The organism is Xylophilus sp. Leaf220 (assembly GCF_001421705.1).
In the GTDB taxonomy this organism is placed as follows: Bacteria; Pseudomonadota; Gammaproteobacteria; order Burkholderiales; family Burkholderiaceae_C; genus Xylophilus.
Genome location: NZ_LMKO01000028.1, coordinates 26,693 through 45,218 on the forward strand (window position 1 = coordinate 26,693; position 18,526 = coordinate 45,218).

Genomic DNA, 18,526 nt, shown 5'->3' on the forward strand with positions numbered 1-18,526 from the left:
GATGGCGAAAAGAGATTATTACGAGGTCCTCGGCGTCGCGAAGAACGCGAGCGAGGAGGACATCAAGAAGGCCTATCGCAAGCTTGCGATGAAGCACCACCCCGACCGCAACCAGGGTGACAGCGGCAAGGTGGCCGAGGAGAAGTTCAAGGAGGCCAAGGAGGCCTACGAGATGCTCTCCGACGGCCAGAAGCGGGCCGCCTACGACCAGTACGGCCACGCGGGCGTCGATCCCAACATGCGCGGCCCCGGCGGTGCGGGCGGAGAAGGCTTCGGCGGCTTCGCGGAAGCCTTCGGCGACATCTTCGGCGACATGTTCGGCCAGCAGCGGGCCGGCGGCGGTGGCGGGCGCGCCGGTGCGGGTGGCCGCCAGGTCTACCGCGGCGCCAACCTGAGCTACGCGATGGAGGTCACGCTGGAAGAAGCGGCCAAGGGCAAGGATGTGCAGTTGCGCGTGCCGACCTGGGACAACTGCGACACCTGCCACGGTTCGGGCGCCAAGCCCGGCACCAAGCCGATCACCTGCACCACCTGCAACGGCGCCGGCTCGGTGCAGATGCGCCAGGGCTTCTTCAGCGTGCAGCAGACCTGCCCCCAGTGCCACGGCACCGGCAAGATCATCCCCGAGCCCTGCCCCACCTGCAGCGGCCAGGGCCGCATCAAGAGCCAGAAGACGCTGGAGATCAAGATCCCCGCCGGCATCGACGACGGCATGACGATCCGCAGCGTCGGCAACGGCGAACCGGGCACCAACGGCGGGCCGCCGGGCGACCTGCACATCGAGGTGCGGATCAAGAAGCACGACATCTTCGAGCGCGACGGCGACGACCTGCACTGCCAGGTGCCGGTGAGCTTCATCACCGCGGCGCTCGGCGGCGAGATCGAGGTGCCGACGCTGGCCGGCAAGGCGGCGATCGACATCCCCGAAGGCACCCAGGCCGGCAAGCAGTTCCGGCTGCGCGGCAAGGGCATCAAGGGCGTGCGCGCCAGCTATCCCGGCGACCTGTACTGCCACATCGCGGTCGAGACACCGGTCAAGCTGACCGAACACCAGCGCAAGCTGATGCGCGAGCTGGAGGAGTCGTTGAAGAAGGGTGGCGGCAAGCATTCGCCCACCGGCGAGAGCTGGACCGACAAGCTGAAGAATCTGTTCAGCTAGAGCGCGGCGTCCGGCCCGGTGCCGGAGCCCGCGGACCCGACGGCCGCATCCGCATCGCCTGCCACGGCGCTGCGGTTGCGGCCGTTTTCCTTGGCGCGGTACAGCGCGCGGTCGACCTGCTGGAAGAAGGCAGAGGGCTCCACCGGCGCGCCCGACAGGGTGCCGACGCCAACGCTGGTCGTCAGCTGCAGCACACGTCCCGGTGGTGCCTCGATCCGCAAGGCCGCCACCTCGTCCCGGAACGCTTCGGCGCGGCGGTAGGCCTCGTCGGCCGGCGTCGCGGGCATCAGCACCGCGAACTCTTCGCCGCCCAGGCGGGCCAGGGTGTTGCCCGCGGTGCCGAAGCGCTTGCGCAACGCCTCGGCGAAGCTGCGCAGGCACGCGTCTCCCGCAGCATGGCCATGGGCGTCGTTGATCTGCTTGAAGAAGTCCAGGTCGAACAGCAGCAGCGACAGCGGCCGGCCCTCCTCCGCCGCCTGCGCGGCCAGCACGGGAAAGCGGCTGTTGAAGTGGTAGCGATTGCCCAACTGCGTCAGGCTGTCGGTGCGGCTCATTTCCTGGAAACGCGCGCGCTGCTCGTACAGCTCGTACTCGGTGCGGGCATGCGCCCAGTATTCGGCGTGCCCGCGCTTCAGGGCCAGCATGAGGTAGGTGGTGTAGAAAGCTAGCGTCACCAGCGTGGGCAGGTGCTCGCGGCCCACGGCGGCCATCGCCGCGAAGGCCGGCGCCAGCAGCAGGCATGTCGCCAGGATGGCGCGCTGTCGGTCCATCGGAAAGGTGAAGGCCATGGCGGTGGCGAAGGCGACGGTGGCCAAGGTGGCGATCAGCCACGACGTCCGGAAATCCGGCTGCAACAGGATCCAGGCATAGGTCAGGCCCCAGGCCAGCGCGGTGCCGAAGATCAGGAGCCAGTGCTGCGACAGCCACCGGCGCAGCACCCGCGCATCGTCCGACGCGGGAAGCCTGTCGAGGCTGCGCCAGGCGAGCATGCCGGCATAGAAGATCCACAGCACGGCGCCCGGCACCGCCAGTTGCAGCGGAGCCGCACTGAAGCCCCAGCACAGCATCCAGGCCAACAGGTAGTAGGCGCCGCCCAGCCGGGTCCGCAGGCGGGTATCGCGGGCTTCACGCCACGCAGCGAAGTCGGAGAACGAATGCAGCGGAGGCGGGAGCGTGGTGGTCATCCGGGAGCGGTTGCACGGGGTCGGGTTCCGCAAGCATAACGGCCGGGTTCTGCCACTCTGAGCGCCTTCGGCCCTGCCCGGCCCGTGCACCATTCGCCATGCAAAGCATCTCCAAAGGCGATGGCAACACCCCAATTTATCGAGGAAAATAGCGAATGCATCGCAAACGACGATGACGTCACCCCGATGAAGAACCCCGACCGCAGTTTCGCCCGCCGTATCGACCTCACCTCCCTGCAGCTCTTCGTTGCGGTGTGCGAACTGGGCAGCATCGGCCGCGCGGCGGAGCGCGAGTTCATCGCCGCATCGGCCGTCAGCAAGCGCCTGGCCGAGCTGGAGGCTGCCGTCGGCACCGCCCTGCTCTACCGCCACAGCCGCGGCGTGAAGCTGACGCCCGCTGGCGAGAACCTGCTGCACCATGCCCGCGCGGTGCTGTTCGGCCTGGACAAGATGCAGGGGGAGCTCAGCGAATACGCCGAAGGCGTGCGCGGCCATGTGCGGGTGCATGCCAACATCTCGGCGATCGTGCAGTTCCTGCCCGAGGACTTGGGCGCCTTCGTGCTGCAGCACGGCCAGGTGAAGATCGACCTGCAGGAGCACCTGAGCGCCGACGTGGCCCAGGCGGTACGCGAAGGCGCGGCCGATATCGGCATCGCCCACTATCCCGCCACCGCCAGCGCCCAGGAAGAGCCGCTGCAGAGCCTGCCCTACCGGCACGACCGCCTGGTGCTCGTCGTGCCGCAGGCCCACGCCCTGTCCCGGCATGACGCTATCGATTTCGTAGCAGCACTCGATTACGACATCGTCGGGCTGCATGCCGCCAGCAGCATCGGCCTGGCGATGCAGAAGGCCGCCGCGCAGGCCGGCAAGCCCCTGCGGCTGCGGATGCAGGTGACCGGCCTCGACGCGATGTGCCGGATGATCGACAACGGCCTCGGCATCGGCGTAGTGCCCGACCGGGCCTTCGCCCTGATGGGCGGCGTCGGCGCTTTGCGCGCCGTGGCGCTGCAGGATGCCTGGGCCGCCCGCGAGCTGCGGCTGCTGGCCCGCGATTTCGCTGCGCTGCCGGTCACCGCGCGGATGCTGGTCGACCACCTCACCGCGCCGGCTGCCGTGACCGAACGGGCAGCGGCCTAGGCTGCCCCGCACCGCACGGCTTGTTCAAAACAGATTTCCCACCCACGAAAGAAGCTCCACCATGGGACGCACCCTCTACGACAAGATCTGGGACGAGCACGTCGTCCACACCGAAGAAGACGGCACCGCCGTGCTCTACATCGACAGGCACCTGGTGCACGAGGTCACCAGCCCGCAGGCCTTCGAAGGCCTGCGCGTGGCCGGCCGCAAGGTGTGGCGCGTCAGCTCGATCGTCGCCACCGCCGACCACAACACGCCCACCACCGGCTGGGAGCTGGGCTACGACGGCATCACCGACCCGATCAGCAAGGAGCAGATCACCACGCTCGACGCGAACATCGCCGAGTCGGGCGCGGCCGCGTTCTTCCCGTTCCTGTCCAAACGCCAGGGCATCGTGCACGTCATCGGCCCCGAGAACGGCGCCACCCTGCCCGGCATGACCGTCGTCTGCGGCGACAGCCACACCTCCACCCACGGCGCGTTCGGCGCGCTCGCCCACGGCATCGGCACCAGCGAGGTAGAGCACGTCATGGCCACGCAGACCCTGCTCGCCAAGAGGGCCAAGAACCTGCTGATCAAGGTCGAGGGCACCGTCGCCCCCGGCATCACCGCCAAGGACATCGTCCTGGCGATCATCGGCCGCATCGGCACCGCCGGCGGCACCGGCTACACGATCGAGTTCGCCGGCTCGGCGATCCGTGCATTGAGCATGGAAGGCCGCATGACCGTCTGCAACATGGCGATCGAGGCCGGTGCGCGCGCCGGCCTGGTCGCGGTGGACCAGAAGACGATCGACTACGTGAGGAACCGCCCGCTCTCGCCCACCGGCGTCGAATGGGACCAGGCGGTCGCCTACTGGAAGACGCTGCAGTCCGATCCGGACGCCACCTTCGATGCGGTGGTCGAGCTGGACGCGTCCAAGATCGTGCCGCAGGTCACCTGGGGCACCTCGCCCGAGATGGTGCTGGGCATCGACGCCCGCACGCCCGACCCCGACAAGGAAAAGGACGCCAGCAAGCGCGACGCGATCGAGCGCGCCCTGAACTACATGGGCCTGGCCCCGGGCAAGGCGCTCGACGACATCTACGTCGACAAGATCTTCATCGGCAGTTGCACCAACAGCCGGATCGAGGACATGCGCGAGGCGGCGGCGGTGGTCAAGAAGCTGGGCCAGAAGGTCGCCAAGAACATCAAGGTGGCGATGGTCGTGCCGGGCTCGGGCCTGGTGAAGGACCAGGCCGAGCGCGAAGGCCTGCACGAGATCTTCAAAGCCGCCGGCTTCGAATGGCGCGAGCCCGGCTGCTCGATGTGCCTGGCGATGAACGCCGACCGGCTGGAGCCGGGCGAGCGCTGCGCCAGCACCAGCAACCGCAACTTCGAAGGCCGCCAGGGCGCGGGTGGACGCACCCACCTGGTGTCGCCGGCGATGGCCGCGGCCGCAGCCGTCCACGGCCACTTCGTCGACATCCGCAAGATCTGACGCCCCAGGAGAGAACCATGCAGAAATTCACCGTACACCAGGGCCTGGTCGCGCCGATGGACCGCGAGAACGTCGACACCGACGCGATCATCCCGAAGCAGTTCCTGAAGTCGATCAAGAAGACCGGCTTCGGCGTGAACCTGTTCGACGAGTGGCGCTACCTCGACCACGGCGAGCCGGGCCAGGACCCGGCCAGCCGCAGGCCGAACCCCGACTTCGTGCTGAACCAGCCGCGCTACGCCGGCGCCTCGATCCTGCTGGCGCGCAAGAACTTCGGCTGCGGATCGAGCCGCGAGCATGCGCCCTGGGCGCTCGACCAGTACGGCTTCCGGGCCATCCTGGCGCCCAGCTTCGCCGACATCTTCTTCAACAACAGCTTCAAGAACGGCCTGCTGCCGATCGTGCTGCCCGAGTCGACCGTCGCCCGCCTCTTCGACGAGAGCTACGCGTTCCCCGGCTACCAACTGACGATCGACCTGGAGCGCCAGGTGATCGTGGAGCCCGGCGGCCAGGAGATCCCGTTCGAGGTGAACGCGTTCCGCAAGCATTGCCTGCTGAACGGCTTCGACGACATCGGCCTGACCCTGCAGCACAAGGACAAGATCAGGGCATTCGAAACCGAGCGCCTGGCGACCAAGCCCTGGCTGGCCCACACGATGGTCGGCTGAAAGCGCTAGAGAGAACCCGTTTTTCAAAGAAATAATAGCCACGGCCGGCGAACGGCGCCGGCCAGCAGCTATCAAAAAGTGAGCATAGAAGCATGAGCATCAAGATCGCAGTGTTGCCGGGCGACGGCATCGGGACCGAAATCGTGGCCGAGGCCGTCAAGGTCCTGAACGTCCTCGACCTGCCGCTGGAACTGGAGACCGCGGTGGTCGGCGGCGCCGCCTACGAGGCCCACGGCCATCCGTTGCCCGACGCGACGCTGAACCTGGCCAAGTCGGCCGACGCCATCCTGTTCGGCGCGGTCGGCGACTGGAAATACGACACGCTCGACCGCCCGTTGCGCCCGGAGCAGGCGATCCTGGGCCTGCGCAAGCACCTGGGCCTATTCGCCAACTTCCGCCCGGCCATCTGCTACGAGCAGCTGGTGGGCGCCTCCAGCCTCAAGCCCGAGCTGGTCGCGGGCCTGGACATCCTGATCATCCGCGAGCTGACCGGCGACATCTACTTCGGCCAGCCGCGCGGCCGCCGCACCGCCACCGACGGCCACTTCCCCGGTGCCGAGGAAGCCTTCGACACGATGCGCTACTCGCGCCCCGAGATCGAGCGCATCGCCCACGTCGCCTTCCAGGCGGCGCAAAAGCGCGACAAGCGGGTCACTAGCGTCGACAAGGCCAACGTGCTGGAGACGTTCCAGCTGTGGAAGGACGTGGTCGCCGAGGTGGGCAAGGAATACCCCGACGTGGCGCTGGACCACATGTACGTCGACAACGCCGCGATGCAGCTGGTCAAGGCGCCGAAGAAGTTCGACGTGGTCGTCACCGGCAACATGTTCGGCGACATCCTGTCGGACGCGGCGGCGATGCTGACCGGCTCGATCGGCATGCTGCCGTCGGCATCCTTGAACGACAGGAAGCAGGGACTCTACGAGCCGAGCCACGGCAGCGCGCCCGACATCGCCGGCAAGGGGATCGCGAATCCTTTGGCTACAATCCTGTCCGCTGCCATGATGCTCCGCTTTTCCCTCCAACAGCCCGAAGCCGCCGACCGGATCGAATCCGCGGTGCAGGCCGTGCTCGCCCAGGGACTCCGCACCGTGGACATCCACTCGCCCGGAACGACCCAGGTCGGCACCCGCGAGATGGGCGACGCCGTCGTCGCAGCGCTGTCTTCGTCCACCACCAAGACGACCATTAAAGGCTGACACAGCCCGGTTCGTCGCGCCCACCCCCGGCCGAGACGAGCCGGGGAACCAGATTCATTTTCTGAAAGGGCAAAAGCGATGAGCAAGGTAGGCAATCTCGTAGGACTCGTGGGCTGGCGCGGCATGGTCGGCTCGGTCCTCATCGACCGCATGCAGGCCGAGGGCGATTTCGACGTCATCGACGCGGTCTTCTTCTCGACCTCAAACGCCGGCGGCAAGGCGCCCGCCCAGGCCAGGAACAACACCACGCTGCAGGACGCGTTCGACATCGAGGCGCTCAAGCGCTGCGACATCGTCATCACCGCCCAGGGCGGCGACTACACCAGCGAAGTCTTCCCCAAGCTGCGCGCCGCCGGCTGGACCGGCTACTGGATCGACGCCGCCTCCACCTTGCGGATGAAGGACGACGCGGTCATCGTGCTCGACCCGGTCAACGACGACGTGATCCAGCGCGCGCTCGACAAGGGCGTGAAGAACTACATCGGCGGCAACTGCACCAACTCCATCCTGCTGATGGGCGTGGGCGGCCTGTTTAAGCAGGGGCTGGTCGAATGGGTCAGCTCGATGACCTACCAGGCGGCTTCGGGCGGCGGCGCCAACCACATGCGCGAGCTGTTGAAGGGCATGGGCGTGGTGCACGACGCGGTGGCCGAAGAGCTGCGCACGCCTTCCTCGGCCATCCTCGACATCGACCGCAAGGTGGCCGCCACCATCCGCGACGACGTGCCGACCGAATTCTTCGGCGCACCGCTGGCCGGCGGCCTGATTCCCTGGATCGACGCGCAACTGGACAACGGCCAGTCCAAGGAAGAGTGGAAGGGCCAGGCCGAGGTCAACAAGATCCTCGACACGCCGGCCCTGATCCCGGTCGACGGCCTGTGCGTGCGCATCGGGGCGATGCGCTGCCACAGCCTGGCGCTGACGCTCAAGCTCAAGAAGGACCTGCCGCTCGACGAGATCGAATCCATCGTCAAGTCCGGCAACCCGTGGGTGAAGTGGGTGCCGAACGACCGCGCGATCACCGTCAAGGAACTGACACCCGCCGCGATCACCGGCGGCCTGGAGGTCGGCGTGGGCCGGGTCCGCAAGCTGAACATGGGGCCGGAGTACGTCTCGGCTTTCGTGATCGGCGACCAACTGTTGTGGGGCGCGGCCGAGCCGCTGCGCCGCATGCTGCGCATCCTGCTGGCACGTTGACCCCGGCCCGGATAATTAAATCCGGGCCAATAACATCGCCACGTTGTCGCCGGGCCACACCGGTCGCGGCACGCCTTAGCCTACCCGCTGTTACCTTGTCACACAAAATCATTGATGCTATGGTCGTCCGCTGATTTTCAGCGCGAAGGTTTGCCAGTAATGACGAAAAAACATCGGACGGCTGCGCAGGCCGGAGGGGCCGCATCAACCGCTGCTTTCGGAGCTTCGCGGCACCGGTTGGCAGCTGCCGCCATGCTCGCCGTCGGCGGCCTGGTCCTCGCCGGGAACGCCTCCGCGCTGGCCCTGGGCCGGATGACGGTGCAGTCGGCGCTCGGCGAGCCGCTCCGCGCGGAAATCGAAGTTCCCGAGATCACCGATCTCGAAGCCGACACGCTGGTCCTGCAGCCTGCCTCGGCCGCCGCCTTCCGTGCCGCGGGCGTGGAGTACAGCCCGGTGATGGCCGGCCTGCAACTGAGCCTGGCGCGCCGCGCTGACGGCCGCTCGGTGGTCCGCGTGACCGGCAGCCGACCGGTCAACGACCCCTTCCTCGAGATGCTGCTGGAGGCCAACTGGAACGGCGGCCGCATCTCCCGCAACTACACCGTGCTGCTCGATCCGCCGAGCAACCGCGCGACCGCCGCCGCGCCGCAGATCGCACCCCAGATCGCCGCTGCACCGCCAGCGCCCGTAGCCCCGCCGGTTCCGGCGCGTGCCGTACCCGCCCCGCTGCCGGCCGCCGTACCCGCCCCTGCCCCTGCCCCTGCACCCGCGCCGGTCGCCGAGCGGCCGCCCGCAGCGCCCCGTGCGCCTGCCGTGGCAGCGGAGCCCCGTCAGTCGACCGGTGCGTCGCAGGTCACCGTGCGGCCGGGCGATACCGCCGGCCGGATCGCCGCGGCCAACAAGCCCGCCAGCGTGTCGCTCGACCAGATGCTGGTCGCGCTGCTGCAGGCCAATCCGGACGCCTTCGTCGGCAACAACGTCAACCGCATGCGGGCCGGCGTCGTGCTGGACGTGCCGGATGCGGCGCAGATCGCCGCCACGCCCGCACCGCAGGCACGCCAGATTGTGGTGGCCCAGAGCCGCGACTTCAACGAATTCCGCCGCCGCCTGGCCGGCCGCGCGCCGGCCGCCGATGTCGGAACGCCGCAGCGCTCGGTCACCGGCAGCGTCCAGACCCAGGTCGAGGACCGCCGCGCCGCCGCCGCCACGCCCGACCGGCTGACGCTCTCCAAGGGCGCCACCGGTACCGAGGCCGACCGCGTCGCCCAGGCCGGCAACAGCCGCGACGCGGCCAACCGCTCGGCCGAGTTGTCGAAGAACCTCAACGACCTGAACCGACTGGGCGCCGCCACCACACCGGGCGCGGCACCCGCAGCGCCGGCCATCGCAGCGCCCGCGGTGCCCGCCGCCCCTGCCCCGGCGGTGACCACACCACCCACCCCACCGGCTCCGGCTGGGGACACCGCAGCGCCGGTCCCGGCAACCGCCGCGCCGGCCGTCGACACCCCCGTGGCTGCGGCGCCGACACCGGCAGACGCTTCGGCAGCAGCACCCGCCGCCGCCCCGGCCACCCCGGCGCCTGCCCCTGCACCGGCAGCCGCCCCGGTCGCGGACGACGAGGACGGCCTCGGCAGCCTGCTGCAGGACTCCCGCGTGCTCGCCGTCGTCGGCCTGCTGGTCGCGCTGATTGTCGCCTTGGCCTCGTACCGCACGATCCGTCGTCGCCGTGCGGTGCAGGACAGCAGTTTCCTCGAAAGCCGCATGCACGCCGATTCGTTCTTCGGCAACAGCGGCGGCCAGCATGTCGACACCAGCAGCACCCAGTCGGTGATCGCCACCAGCTATTCGCCGAGCCAGCTCGATGCGGGCGGCGATGTCGACCCGGTGGCCGAGGCCGATGTGTACCTGGCCTACGGCCGCGACCTCCAGGCTGAGGAAATTCTGAAGGAAGCCCTGCGCATCCACCCCGAGCGCACCGCGCTGCACGCGAAGCTGGCCGAAATCTACGCCCGCCGTCCCGACGCACCGGCCTTCCACAACATCGCGGCCGAGGCCTACCGCATGACCGACGGCCACGGCGACGACTGGCAGCGCATCCGCACGCTCGGCCAGGAACTGGACCCGGCCAACTCGCTGTACCAGGCACAGCCGACCCTGTCGGGTGCCGCGCCCACGGTCGTCGCGTCCGCAGCAGGCCTGGGCGCCGCCGCGGCAGTGGCGGCCTTCTCCGACAACCCACGCGCCGACGCGCCCCCGCCCGCACCCGCGCCCGCACCGGTGGAGCCCGAGGAGCCCGTGTCCTTCGTCGAAGACGTTCCCGAGCCGGTCGCCGCGCCGGTCATGCCGTCGCTGGACCTGGACTTCTCCGAATTCCCGTCTTCGCCAAGAACGCCGGCAGCCCCTGCGGCGGCTGCGCCGGCGGCCGACGACGACTTCGGCCTCGATTTCACGCTCGACGACCCGGCGCCTGCCAGCCCGTCCGCCGCGCCGGTCGCCAGCCCAGCGCCATCGCCCTCGGCGGTCGATTTCGACCTCGACGCCCTGTCGCTCGACCTCGACACGCCGGCCGAGGCACCGCCGGTTCCCGCCGACATCACCGGCAGCGTGCCCTCGCCCGAGGACGCGCTGGCGACCAAGCTGGCGCTGGCCGAAGAGTTCGCGGCCATCGGCGACGCCGACGGTGCGCGCCACTTGGTCGAGGAAGTGATTGCCGAAGCCAAGGGCAGCCTGCGTACCCGCGCCGAGGGCATGCTCGCGGAACTCGATTGATCGCCCGGATGCAGAGCCACGCCGTGGCGGCCCCGGCACCGTGAGGCTGGCACTCGGGGTCAGCTACAACGGCCAGGGCTACGAGGGTTGGCAGAGCCAGGCGTCGGGCAGGACGATCCAGGACAAGCTCGAATCGGCGCTGGGCACATTCGCGGTGCAGCGGATATCGACCCTCTGCGCCGGCCGCACCGATGCCGGCGTGCACGGCCTGATGCAGGTGGTGCACTTCGACACCGACATCGACCGCTTGCCGATGTCGTGGGTGCGCGGCACCAACCGCTACCTGCCGCCGGACATCGCGGTCGAATGGGCGCAAGTGGTACCACCCGATTTTCATTGCCGCGCAAGTGCCATGGCGCGCCGCTATGCCTACGTGCTGCGACAGTCGGCGGTGCGGCCCAGCGTCGATGCGGGCCGCGTCGGCTGGTTCCACCGGCCGCTGGACCTGGACGCGATGCAGGCCGCAGCGCAGCATCTGCTCGGCACCCACGACTTCAGCTCCTTCCGCGCATCGAGCTGCCAGGCACTCTCGCCGGTCAAGACGCTGACCCGGGCCGACATCCGCCGCCGCGACACCGGGGGCGACACGCAGTGGCCGGGCGCCTACTGGCGCTTCGAATTCGAGGGCAACGCCTTCCTGCACCACATGATCCGCAACCTGATGGGATGCCTGCTGGTGGTGGGCCAGGGCCAGCAGCCGCCGTCGTGGATGCGCGAGGTGCTGGAGGCCCGCTCGCGCAAGGCCGCGGCGCCCACCTTCTCGCCCGACGGGCTGTATTTTCTGGGCCCGGTCTACGACGCGCGCTGGGGCCTGCCCCAGCGGACCGCTGCGTATGATGGGCTGCCATGAACGACTCCCCCCTGCCCCTGCGTACCCGGATCAAGATCTGCGGCCTGACCCGCGAGCAGGACGTCGATGCCGCGGTGGACGCCGGCGCCGATGCGGTGGGCTTCGTGCTCTACCCGGCCAGTGCCCGTTACGTCACCCCGCAGCGCGCGGCGGTGCTCGCCGCACGTCTGCCCCCGTTCGTGACGCCGGTGCTGCTGTTCGTCAATGCGGCTGCTGGCGACGTGATCGCGGCGTCGTCGGCGGTGCCGGGCGCCTGCCTGCAGTTCCACGGCGACGAGACGCCCGAGGAGTGCCGCATGGCCGCGCAGAACGGCCTGCGTCCCTATCTGCGGGCGGCGCGCATTCCCCTCGGCGCGGACGCACCGGCGTTCGACCTCGTAAAATACGCGGCCAGCTATGCCGATGCCCGGGCCATCCTGCTCGACGCCCATGTCGAGGGCTACGGCGGCAGCGGAAAGACATTCGATTGGTCACTTCTTCCTCCAAGCGTCGACGCTCACCTCGTCTTGAGTGGTGGACTCACGCCTGCAAACGTGGGCGAAGGCATCGCCGCCCTGCGGCCGCGCGGTAGGACGCTCGCGGTCGACGTGAGCTCCGCCGTCGAGCGCGAGGGCCACAAGGGCATCAAGGACGCCCAGAAGATCCAGCGCTTCGTCGCGGCCGTGCGCGCCGCCGACCAGGCGCTGTAAGCCAACCACCCCGCCCGCGCCGCCCCGGCGGCGCCGGCCTCCCTGATCGGTTCACACATGTATGCCTACCAGCAGCCGGACGCGTCCGGCCATTTCGGGCCCTATGGCGGCACCTTCGCCAGCGAGACCCTGACCCACGCGATCCAGGAACTGCGGGCCGCCTACGCCCGCTACCAGCACGACCCCGAATTCCTCGCCGAATTCCAGTACGAACTCGCGCACTTCGTCGGACGGCCGTCGCCGGTCTACCACGCGGCGCGCACCAGCAGCGACATCGGCGGCGCGCAGATCTACCTGAAGCGCGAGGACCTGAACCACACCGGCGCCCACAAGATCAACAACGTGATCGGCCAGGCGATGCTGGCCAAGCGCATGGGCAAGCCGCGGATCATCGCCGAGACCGGTGCCGGACAGCACGGCGTGGCGACCGCCACCATCTGCGCCCGCTACGGCCTGGAGTGCGTGGTCTACATGGGCAGCGAGGACGTCAAGCGCCAGAGCCCCAACGTCTACCGCATGAAGCTGCTCGGCGCCACCGTGGTGCCGGTCGATTCGGGCAGCAAGACCCTGAAGGACGCGCTCAACGAGGCGATGCGCGACTGGGTCACCAACGTCGAGAACACCTTCTACATCATCGGCACCGTGGCCGGCCCGCACCCGTACCCGATGATGGTGCGCGACTTCCAGAGAGTCATCGGCACCGAGTGCATCGAGCAGATGCCGGCGTTCCTGAACGGCGGCCAGCCCGACGCGGTGGTGGCCTGCGTCGGCGGCGGCAGCAATGCGATGGGCATCTTCCACCCCTACATCCCGTTCGAGAACACCCGGCTGATCGGCGTCGAAGCCGCGGGCGAAGGCCTCGACAGCGGCCGGCACTCGGCCTCGATCCTGCGCGGCAGCCCGGGCGTGCTGCACGGCAACCGCACCTACCTGCTGCAGAGCGACGACGGCCAGGTCACCGAGACGCACAGCATCAGCGCCGGCCTGGACTACCCCGGCGTCGGCCCCGAGCATGCGCACCTCTCCGACATCGGGCGGGCCGAATATGTCGGCATCACCGACAAGGAAGCGCTGGCCGCGTTCCACCACCTGTGCCGCACCGAGGGCATCATCCCCGCGCTGGAGTCGAGCCATGCGGTAGCCCATGCGATGAAGCTGGCCGCCACGATGCGGCCCGACCAGTCGATCCTGGTCAACCTCTCGGGCCGGGGCGACAAGGACATCGGCACCGTGGCCGACCTGTCGGGCGCCGATTTCTACGACCGGCCGTCGATGCGCGGCCATGTCGTCAAGGGCGCGATGGCGCCCGAGCACGACGCTTCGGGCGCCAAGGGCGTGGGGACGCAGTCATGAGCCGTATCGCCGCTACCTTCGCCCGGCTGCAGGCTGACGGCCGCAAGGCCCTGATCCCCTACGTCACCGCCGGCTTCCCCTATGCCGACATCACGCCCGAGCTGATGCACGGCATGGTGGCCGCGGGCGCCGACGTGATCGAGCTGGGCGTGCCGTTCTCCGACCCGATGGCCGACGGCCCGGTGATCCAGCAGGCCGGCGAGCGGGCGCTGGCGCTCGGTATCGGCATGCGCCAGGTGCTGGAGATGGTGCGCATCTTCCGTACCCAGGACGCCGACACGCCGGTGGTGCTGATGGGCTACGCCAACCCGGTCGAGCGCTACGACGGCAGGCACGGCGCCGGCGCGTTCGTCCGCGACGCGGCGGCGGCGGGCGTCGACGGCGTGCTGGTCGTCGACTACCCGCCCGAGGAATGCGCCGACTTCGCCGCGCAGCTCAAGGCCCACGGCATGGACCTGATCTTCCTGCTGGCCCCGACCAGCACCGACGAGCGCATGGCGCAGGTGGCGAAGATCGCGGGCGGCTACGTCTACTATGTCTCGCTCAAGGGCGTGACCGGCGCGGGCCACCTGGACACCGCGGCGGTCGAGGCGATGCTGCCCCGCATCCGGGCCCATGTGCAGATCCCGGTGGGCGTGGGCTTCGGCATCCGCGACGCCGCCACCGCGCAGGCGGTGGGCCGGGTGGCCGACGCGGTGGTGATCGGCAGCCGCATCATCCAGCTGATCGAGCAACAACCGCGCGAAGGCGTGGTGCCGGCCGCGCGGGATTTCCTGGCCGGTATCCGACAGGCGCTCGACGCGTAAAATCGACCGGTTCCGGGGCGCCGCAGGCGCCCCGTCTGCTCCCTGCCCCCTGAATGCCCGCCACCGGAGACCTTGCATGAGCTGGCTCGAAAAGCTTCTTCCCCCCAAGATCGCCCAGACCGACCCGACCGAGCGCCGCCAGGTGCCCGAGGGCCTCTGGATCAAGTGCCCCAGCTGCGAGACGGTGCTCTACAAGAACGACCTGGAGCAGAACCAGAACGTCTGCCCCAGCTGCGGCCACCACCACCGCATCGGCGCCCGGGCGCGGCTCGACGCCTTCCTCGATGCCGAAGGCCGCTACGAGATCGGCCAGGAAGTCCTGCCGGTCGACGCGCTCAAGTTCAAGGACAGCCGCAAGTACCCCGAGCGGCTGAAGGAAGCGCTGGAGAACACCGGCGAGACCGATGCGCTGATCGTCATGGGCGGCGCGGTGCAGAACGTCAACCTGGTCGCCGCCTGCTTCGAGTTCGACTTCATGGGCGGCAGCATGGGCAGCGTCGTCGGCGAGCGCTTCGTGCGCGGCGTCGAGACCGCGGTCGAGCAGAAGGTGCCCTTCCTGTGCTTCACCGCCACCGGCGGCGCCCGGATGCAGGAGGGCCTGCTCTCCCTGATGCAGATGGCCAAGACCAATGCGGCGCTGACCCGGCTCGCCAAGAAGGGACTGCCCTACATCAGCGTGCTGACCGACCCGACGATGGGCGGCGTCTCGGCCGGCTTCGCCTTCGTGGGCGACATCGTGATCGCCGAGCCCAAGGCGCTGATCGGCTTCGCCGGCCCGCGGGTGATCGAATCGACCGTGCGGGTCACCTTGCCCGAAGGCTTCCAGCGCGCGGAGTTCCTGCAGACCAAGGGCGCGGTCGACTTCATCTGCGACCGCCGCCAGCTGCGCAAGACCGTCGCCAGCGCGCTGGCCATGCTGCAGCGCCTGCCGGCCGACGCCGCCGTCGAATAAGGGCGGTCGCACCGCCCCGGGCGGCTGCGGCTAGATCAGCCGCAGCACCTCGCCCTGCAGTCCGCCCAGCACCATGCCGGCCACCTGCAGCAGGATCAGCGCCACCAGCGGCGAGAAATCGAAGCCGCCCACCGACGGCAGGTGGCGGCGCAGCGGCGCGACGATCGGCGCGCACAGCCGCTCGGCGATCGGCATCAGCGGCGAATGGGGCTGCACCCAGGACATCACCGCGTACACGATCAGCAGCGCGGTGAACATCGAGATCGCCAGCTGCGCCAGCGCGAAGAGCGCGATCACCGGCAGGTAGCCGGCCGGCGTCACCGCACCCAGCACGCCCCACAGGATCAGCAGCTTAGCCAGCACCAGCAGGTACGCTGCCAGGAGGCTCGCCATGTCCCAGCGTCCCCAGGCCGGCACCACGCGCCGCAGCGGCATCACGATCCAGTCGGTGATCGCGAACACCAGACGGCCCACCGGATTGCCGAAGGGCACCCGCTGCGCCTGCATGTAGAGCCGCAGCAGACAGGCCCCGCCGACGAAGGCGACCGCGATGTCCAGGAGGAACGACAGGATTTGGTAGAGCATGGAGGCGCCGGTGAGCAGGGAGGTCGGGAGCCGTGGGATGATAGCCGCCGATGTCCCAAGACCTGAGCCTGACCTCGCTGCCCTTGTTCCCTTTGGGCTCGGTGCTGTTTCCCGGCGGCGTGCTGTCGCTGCGCATCTTCGAGGTGCGCTACCTCGACATGGTCCGCCGCTGCCATGCGGCCGGCGCGCCCTTCGGTGTGGTGGCGCTGACGGCCGGCTCGGAGGTGCGGGTGGCCGGCGGCGCCACCGAGTCCTTCAACACCGTCGGCACCCTGGCCACGATCGAGACGCTCGACGCGCCGCAGCCCGGCCTGCTGGTGCTGCGCTGCACCGGCACCCAGCGCTTCCGGATCGAGCGCCAGGAGCAGCTCCGCCACGGCCTCTGGATCGCCGACGTGAAGCAGATCGACGACGACCTCGCGGTGCAGGTGCCCGAGGACCTGCAGCCGACCGCCGATGCGCTGCAGCAGCTGATCGACACGCTGGAGCAGCGCCCGGCCCCGCCCGAGGCGCCGCCGCTGCCGCTGGCGCCGCCCTGGCGGCTCGACGACTGCGGCTGGGTGTCCAACCGCTGGTGCGAGCTGCTGCCGATGCCGCTGGAGCTGCGCCAGCGGCTGATGGCGCTGGAGAACCCGGTGGTACGGCTCGAACTCGTCGGCGATATCCTCACCCGCAACGGCCTTACTCCCTAGAAGGGGCATCAAGCTACTGCGCGGGCCGATCTCGCGTTTGCGGTCCTCGATGTACGGGAGTACATCTCCGGTCCTCTACGCGAGCTAGGCCCGCTCGCTACGCTTGCTGCTCCCTTCTAGCGGTGCGCCAGAGGGCGGGTGCATGACATACCGGGATACCGCCTCGGCAAAACTTAGAATCGCGGGTTTCGCCTGCCGAATGCGGCCTTGCCGCCGCCACTGCTCCACCATGTCCGACACCACCCGCCCTGCCACCGCACCGGCCGCACCCGCCGCCGACGAAAACCAGTTGATCGCCGAACGGCGGGAGAAGTTGAAGGGGCTGCGGGCCGCGCAGGCCGCGGGGGGCGGCGTCGCGTTTCCCAACGACTTCAAGCCCGCCGACCGGGCGGCCGCCCTGCAGGCCGCGCATGGCGCGACCGATGCCGAGGCGCTGGAAGCGCAGCCGGTGGTGGCCAGCGTCGCGGGGCGGATGATGCTCAAGCGCGTCATGGGCAAGGCCAGCTTCGCCACGGTGCAGGACAGCACCGGCCGGATCCAGCTCTACGTCACCCGCGACGCGGTGGGCGACGAGGCGTACGCCGCCTTCAAGCACTGGGACCTGGGCGACATCGTGGCCGCCACCGGCACCGCGTTCAAGACCAGGACCGGCGAGCTGTCGATCAAGGTGACCGAACTGCGCATGCTCACCAAGAGCCTGCGGCCGCTGCCCGACAAGTTCCACGGCATGGCCGACCAGGAGCAGAAGTACCGCCAGCGCTATGTCGACCTGATCACCGACGAGAACGCCCGCGCCCGCTTCACGGCGCGCAGCAAGGCGGTGTCGGCGCTGCGCGAGTTCATGGTGTCGCACGACTTCCTGGAGGTCGAGACGCCGATGCTGCACCCGATCCCCGGCGGCGCCAACGCCAAGCCGTTCAAGACGCACCACAACGCGCTCGACCAGGAGATGTTCCTGCGGATCGCGCCCGAGCTCTACCTCAAGCGCCTGATCGTGGGCGGATTCGAGCGGGTGTTCGAGATCAACCGCAGCTACCGCAACGAAGGCATCAGCGTGCGGCACAACCCCGAGTTCACGATGATGGAGTTCTACGCGGCGTACTGGAACTACCGTGACCTGATGGACTTCACCGAGACGCTGATCCGCACTATCGCCGAGAAGGCCGCGGGTGGCCAGCAGCTCAGCTACGGTGGCAAGCCGGTCGACCTGGGCCAGCCGTTCGAGCGGCTGACGATCCGCGAAGCGATCGTCAAGTACACCGAGGCCGGCGACAGGGTGGACGACGCCGAATGGCTGACCCACGCCGTCAGGAAGCTGGGCCTGTCGGAAGAAAAGCACCGCCTCTCCGGCCGCAGCCTGGCCAGCCTGCAGGTGCTGTACTTCGAGGAGACCGTCGAGGAAAAGCTCTGGCAGCCGACCTTCATCATGGAGCACCCGACCGAGATCAGCCCGCTGGCCCGCGCCAACGACGACCGGCCCGAAGTGACCGAGCGATTCGAGCTCTACATCACCGGCCGCGAGTTCGGCAACGGCTTCTCCGAGCTGAACGACGCCGAGGACCAGGCCGCCCGCTTCAACGCCCAGGTCGATGCCAAGGACAGCGGCGACGACGAAGCCATGTTCTACGACCACGACTTCGTGCGGGCGCTCGAGTACGGCATGCCGCCCACCGGCGGCTGCGGCATCGGCATCGACCGGCTGATGATGCTGCTGACCGATTCGCCCAGCATCCGCGACGTGATCCTGTTCCCCGCCCTGCGCCGCGAAGCCTGAGTCGCGTAAGCGGGTGCGTCGGGTGGCAGGGC

16 protein-coding genes are annotated in these 18,526 nt (G+C 69.2%); 14 read left to right on the forward strand and 2 right to left on the reverse strand.

From position 1 onward, the window contains the following. Position 1: 1 nt before the first annotated feature. Complete coding sequence (gene dnaJ, locus ASE76_RS19355) at positions 2-1,159, forward strand: molecular chaperone DnaJ (protein WP_055843395.1); 1,158 nt, start codon at positions 2-4, stop codon at positions 1,157-1,159. Here the strand turns inward: dnaJ and ASE76_RS19360 are convergent. Beyond that, positions 1,156-2,343 (reverse strand): GGDEF domain-containing protein, encoded by a 1,188-nt coding sequence (locus ASE76_RS19360; protein WP_055843397.1) that lies wholly within the window; start codon positions 2,341-2,343, stop codon positions 1,156-1,158. The two genes, dnaJ and ASE76_RS19360, sit on opposite strands and share 4 nt — an antisense overlap. Positions 2,344-2,529: 186 nt before the next feature. On the opposite strand from ASE76_RS19360, the gene ASE76_RS19365 reads away from it, so the two are divergent. The 11 genes from ASE76_RS19365 to accD all read left to right on the forward strand — a co-directional run bounded on the left by ASE76_RS19365 (position 2,530) and on the right by accD (position 15,443). Further along, on the forward strand, positions 2,530-3,480 hold the full coding sequence (locus ASE76_RS19365; RefSeq protein ID WP_055843399.1) for a LysR family transcriptional regulator: 951 nt from the start codon (positions 2,530-2,532) through the stop codon (positions 3,478-3,480). Between the two features lie 61 nt (positions 3,481-3,541). Continuing rightward, on the forward strand, positions 3,542-4,960 hold the full coding sequence (gene leuC / locus ASE76_RS19370) for a 3-isopropylmalate dehydratase large subunit (RefSeq protein WP_055843400.1): 1,419 nt from the start codon (positions 3,542-3,544) through the stop codon (positions 4,958-4,960). A gap of 17 nt (positions 4,961-4,977) precedes the next feature. Further along, complete coding sequence (gene leuD, locus ASE76_RS19375; protein ID WP_055843402.1) at positions 4,978-5,628, forward strand: 3-isopropylmalate dehydratase small subunit; 651 nt, start codon at positions 4,978-4,980, stop codon at positions 5,626-5,628. Positions 5,629-5,726: 98 nt separating this feature from the next. Further along, positions 5,727-6,827, forward strand: a complete 1,101-nt coding sequence (gene leuB, locus ASE76_RS19380) for a 3-isopropylmalate dehydrogenase (RefSeq protein WP_055843514.1) — start codon at positions 5,727-5,729, stop codon at positions 6,825-6,827. 78 nt (positions 6,828-6,905) lie between these two features. Then, complete coding sequence (asd, locus tag ASE76_RS19385; RefSeq protein WP_055843404.1) at positions 6,906-8,024, forward strand: aspartate-semialdehyde dehydrogenase; 1,119 nt, start codon at positions 6,906-6,908, stop codon at positions 8,022-8,024. A gap of 252 nt (positions 8,025-8,276) precedes the next feature. After that, entirely contained in the window at positions 8,277-10,793 is a 2,517-nt protein-coding gene (locus ASE76_RS19390) for a FimV/HubP family polar landmark protein (protein WP_055843406.1), read from the forward strand. A 40-nt stretch (positions 10,794-10,833) separates the two neighbouring features. Continuing rightward, positions 10,834-11,643, forward strand: coding sequence for a tRNA pseudouridine(38-40) synthase TruA (truA, locus tag ASE76_RS19395; protein ID WP_055843408.1), 810 nt, complete (start codon positions 10,834-10,836; stop codon positions 11,641-11,643). Further along, a complete protein-coding gene (locus ASE76_RS19400) occupies positions 11,640-12,332 on the forward strand; it encodes a phosphoribosylanthranilate isomerase (protein WP_055843410.1) in 693 nt (230 codons plus the stop codon). Before truA ends, ASE76_RS19400 begins: the two co-directional genes overlap by 4 nt. Positions 12,333-12,389: 57 nt before the next feature. Then, the gene (gene trpB / locus ASE76_RS19405; protein WP_055843411.1) at positions 12,390-13,685 is read left to right on the forward strand and encodes a tryptophan synthase subunit beta; all 1,296 of its coding nucleotides are present in this window, start codon (positions 12,390-12,392) and stop codon (positions 13,683-13,685) included. Continuing rightward, positions 13,682-14,491: a tryptophan synthase subunit alpha gene (trpA, locus tag ASE76_RS19410; protein ID WP_055843413.1), complete on the forward strand. Its 810-nt coding sequence runs from the start codon at positions 13,682-13,684 to the stop codon at positions 14,489-14,491. Before trpB ends, trpA begins: the two co-directional genes overlap by 4 nt. A gap of 76 nt (positions 14,492-14,567) precedes the next feature. Continuing rightward, complete coding sequence (gene accD / locus ASE76_RS19415) at positions 14,568-15,443, forward strand: acetyl-CoA carboxylase, carboxyltransferase subunit beta (RefSeq protein ID WP_055843415.1); 876 nt, start codon at positions 14,568-14,570, stop codon at positions 15,441-15,443. Between the two features lie 30 nt (positions 15,444-15,473). Here accD and ASE76_RS19420 read toward each other — a convergent pair whose 3' ends face one another. Then, a complete protein-coding gene (locus tag ASE76_RS19420; RefSeq protein WP_055843417.1) occupies positions 15,474-16,028 on the reverse strand; it encodes a YggT family protein in 555 nt (184 codons plus the stop codon). A gap of 50 nt (positions 16,029-16,078) precedes the next feature. On the opposite strand from ASE76_RS19420, the gene ASE76_RS19425 reads away from it, so the two are divergent. Both ASE76_RS19425 and lysS read left to right on the forward strand, forming a co-directional pair. Then, positions 16,079-16,720 (forward strand): LON peptidase substrate-binding domain-containing protein, encoded by a 642-nt coding sequence (locus ASE76_RS19425; RefSeq protein WP_055843420.1) that lies wholly within the window; start codon positions 16,079-16,081, stop codon positions 16,718-16,720. Positions 16,721-16,949: 229 nt separating this feature from the next. Further along, entirely contained in the window at positions 16,950-18,494 is a 1,545-nt protein-coding gene (lysS, locus tag ASE76_RS19430) for a lysine--tRNA ligase (RefSeq protein ID WP_055843422.1), read from the forward strand. Positions 18,495-18,526 lie beyond the last annotated feature (32 nt).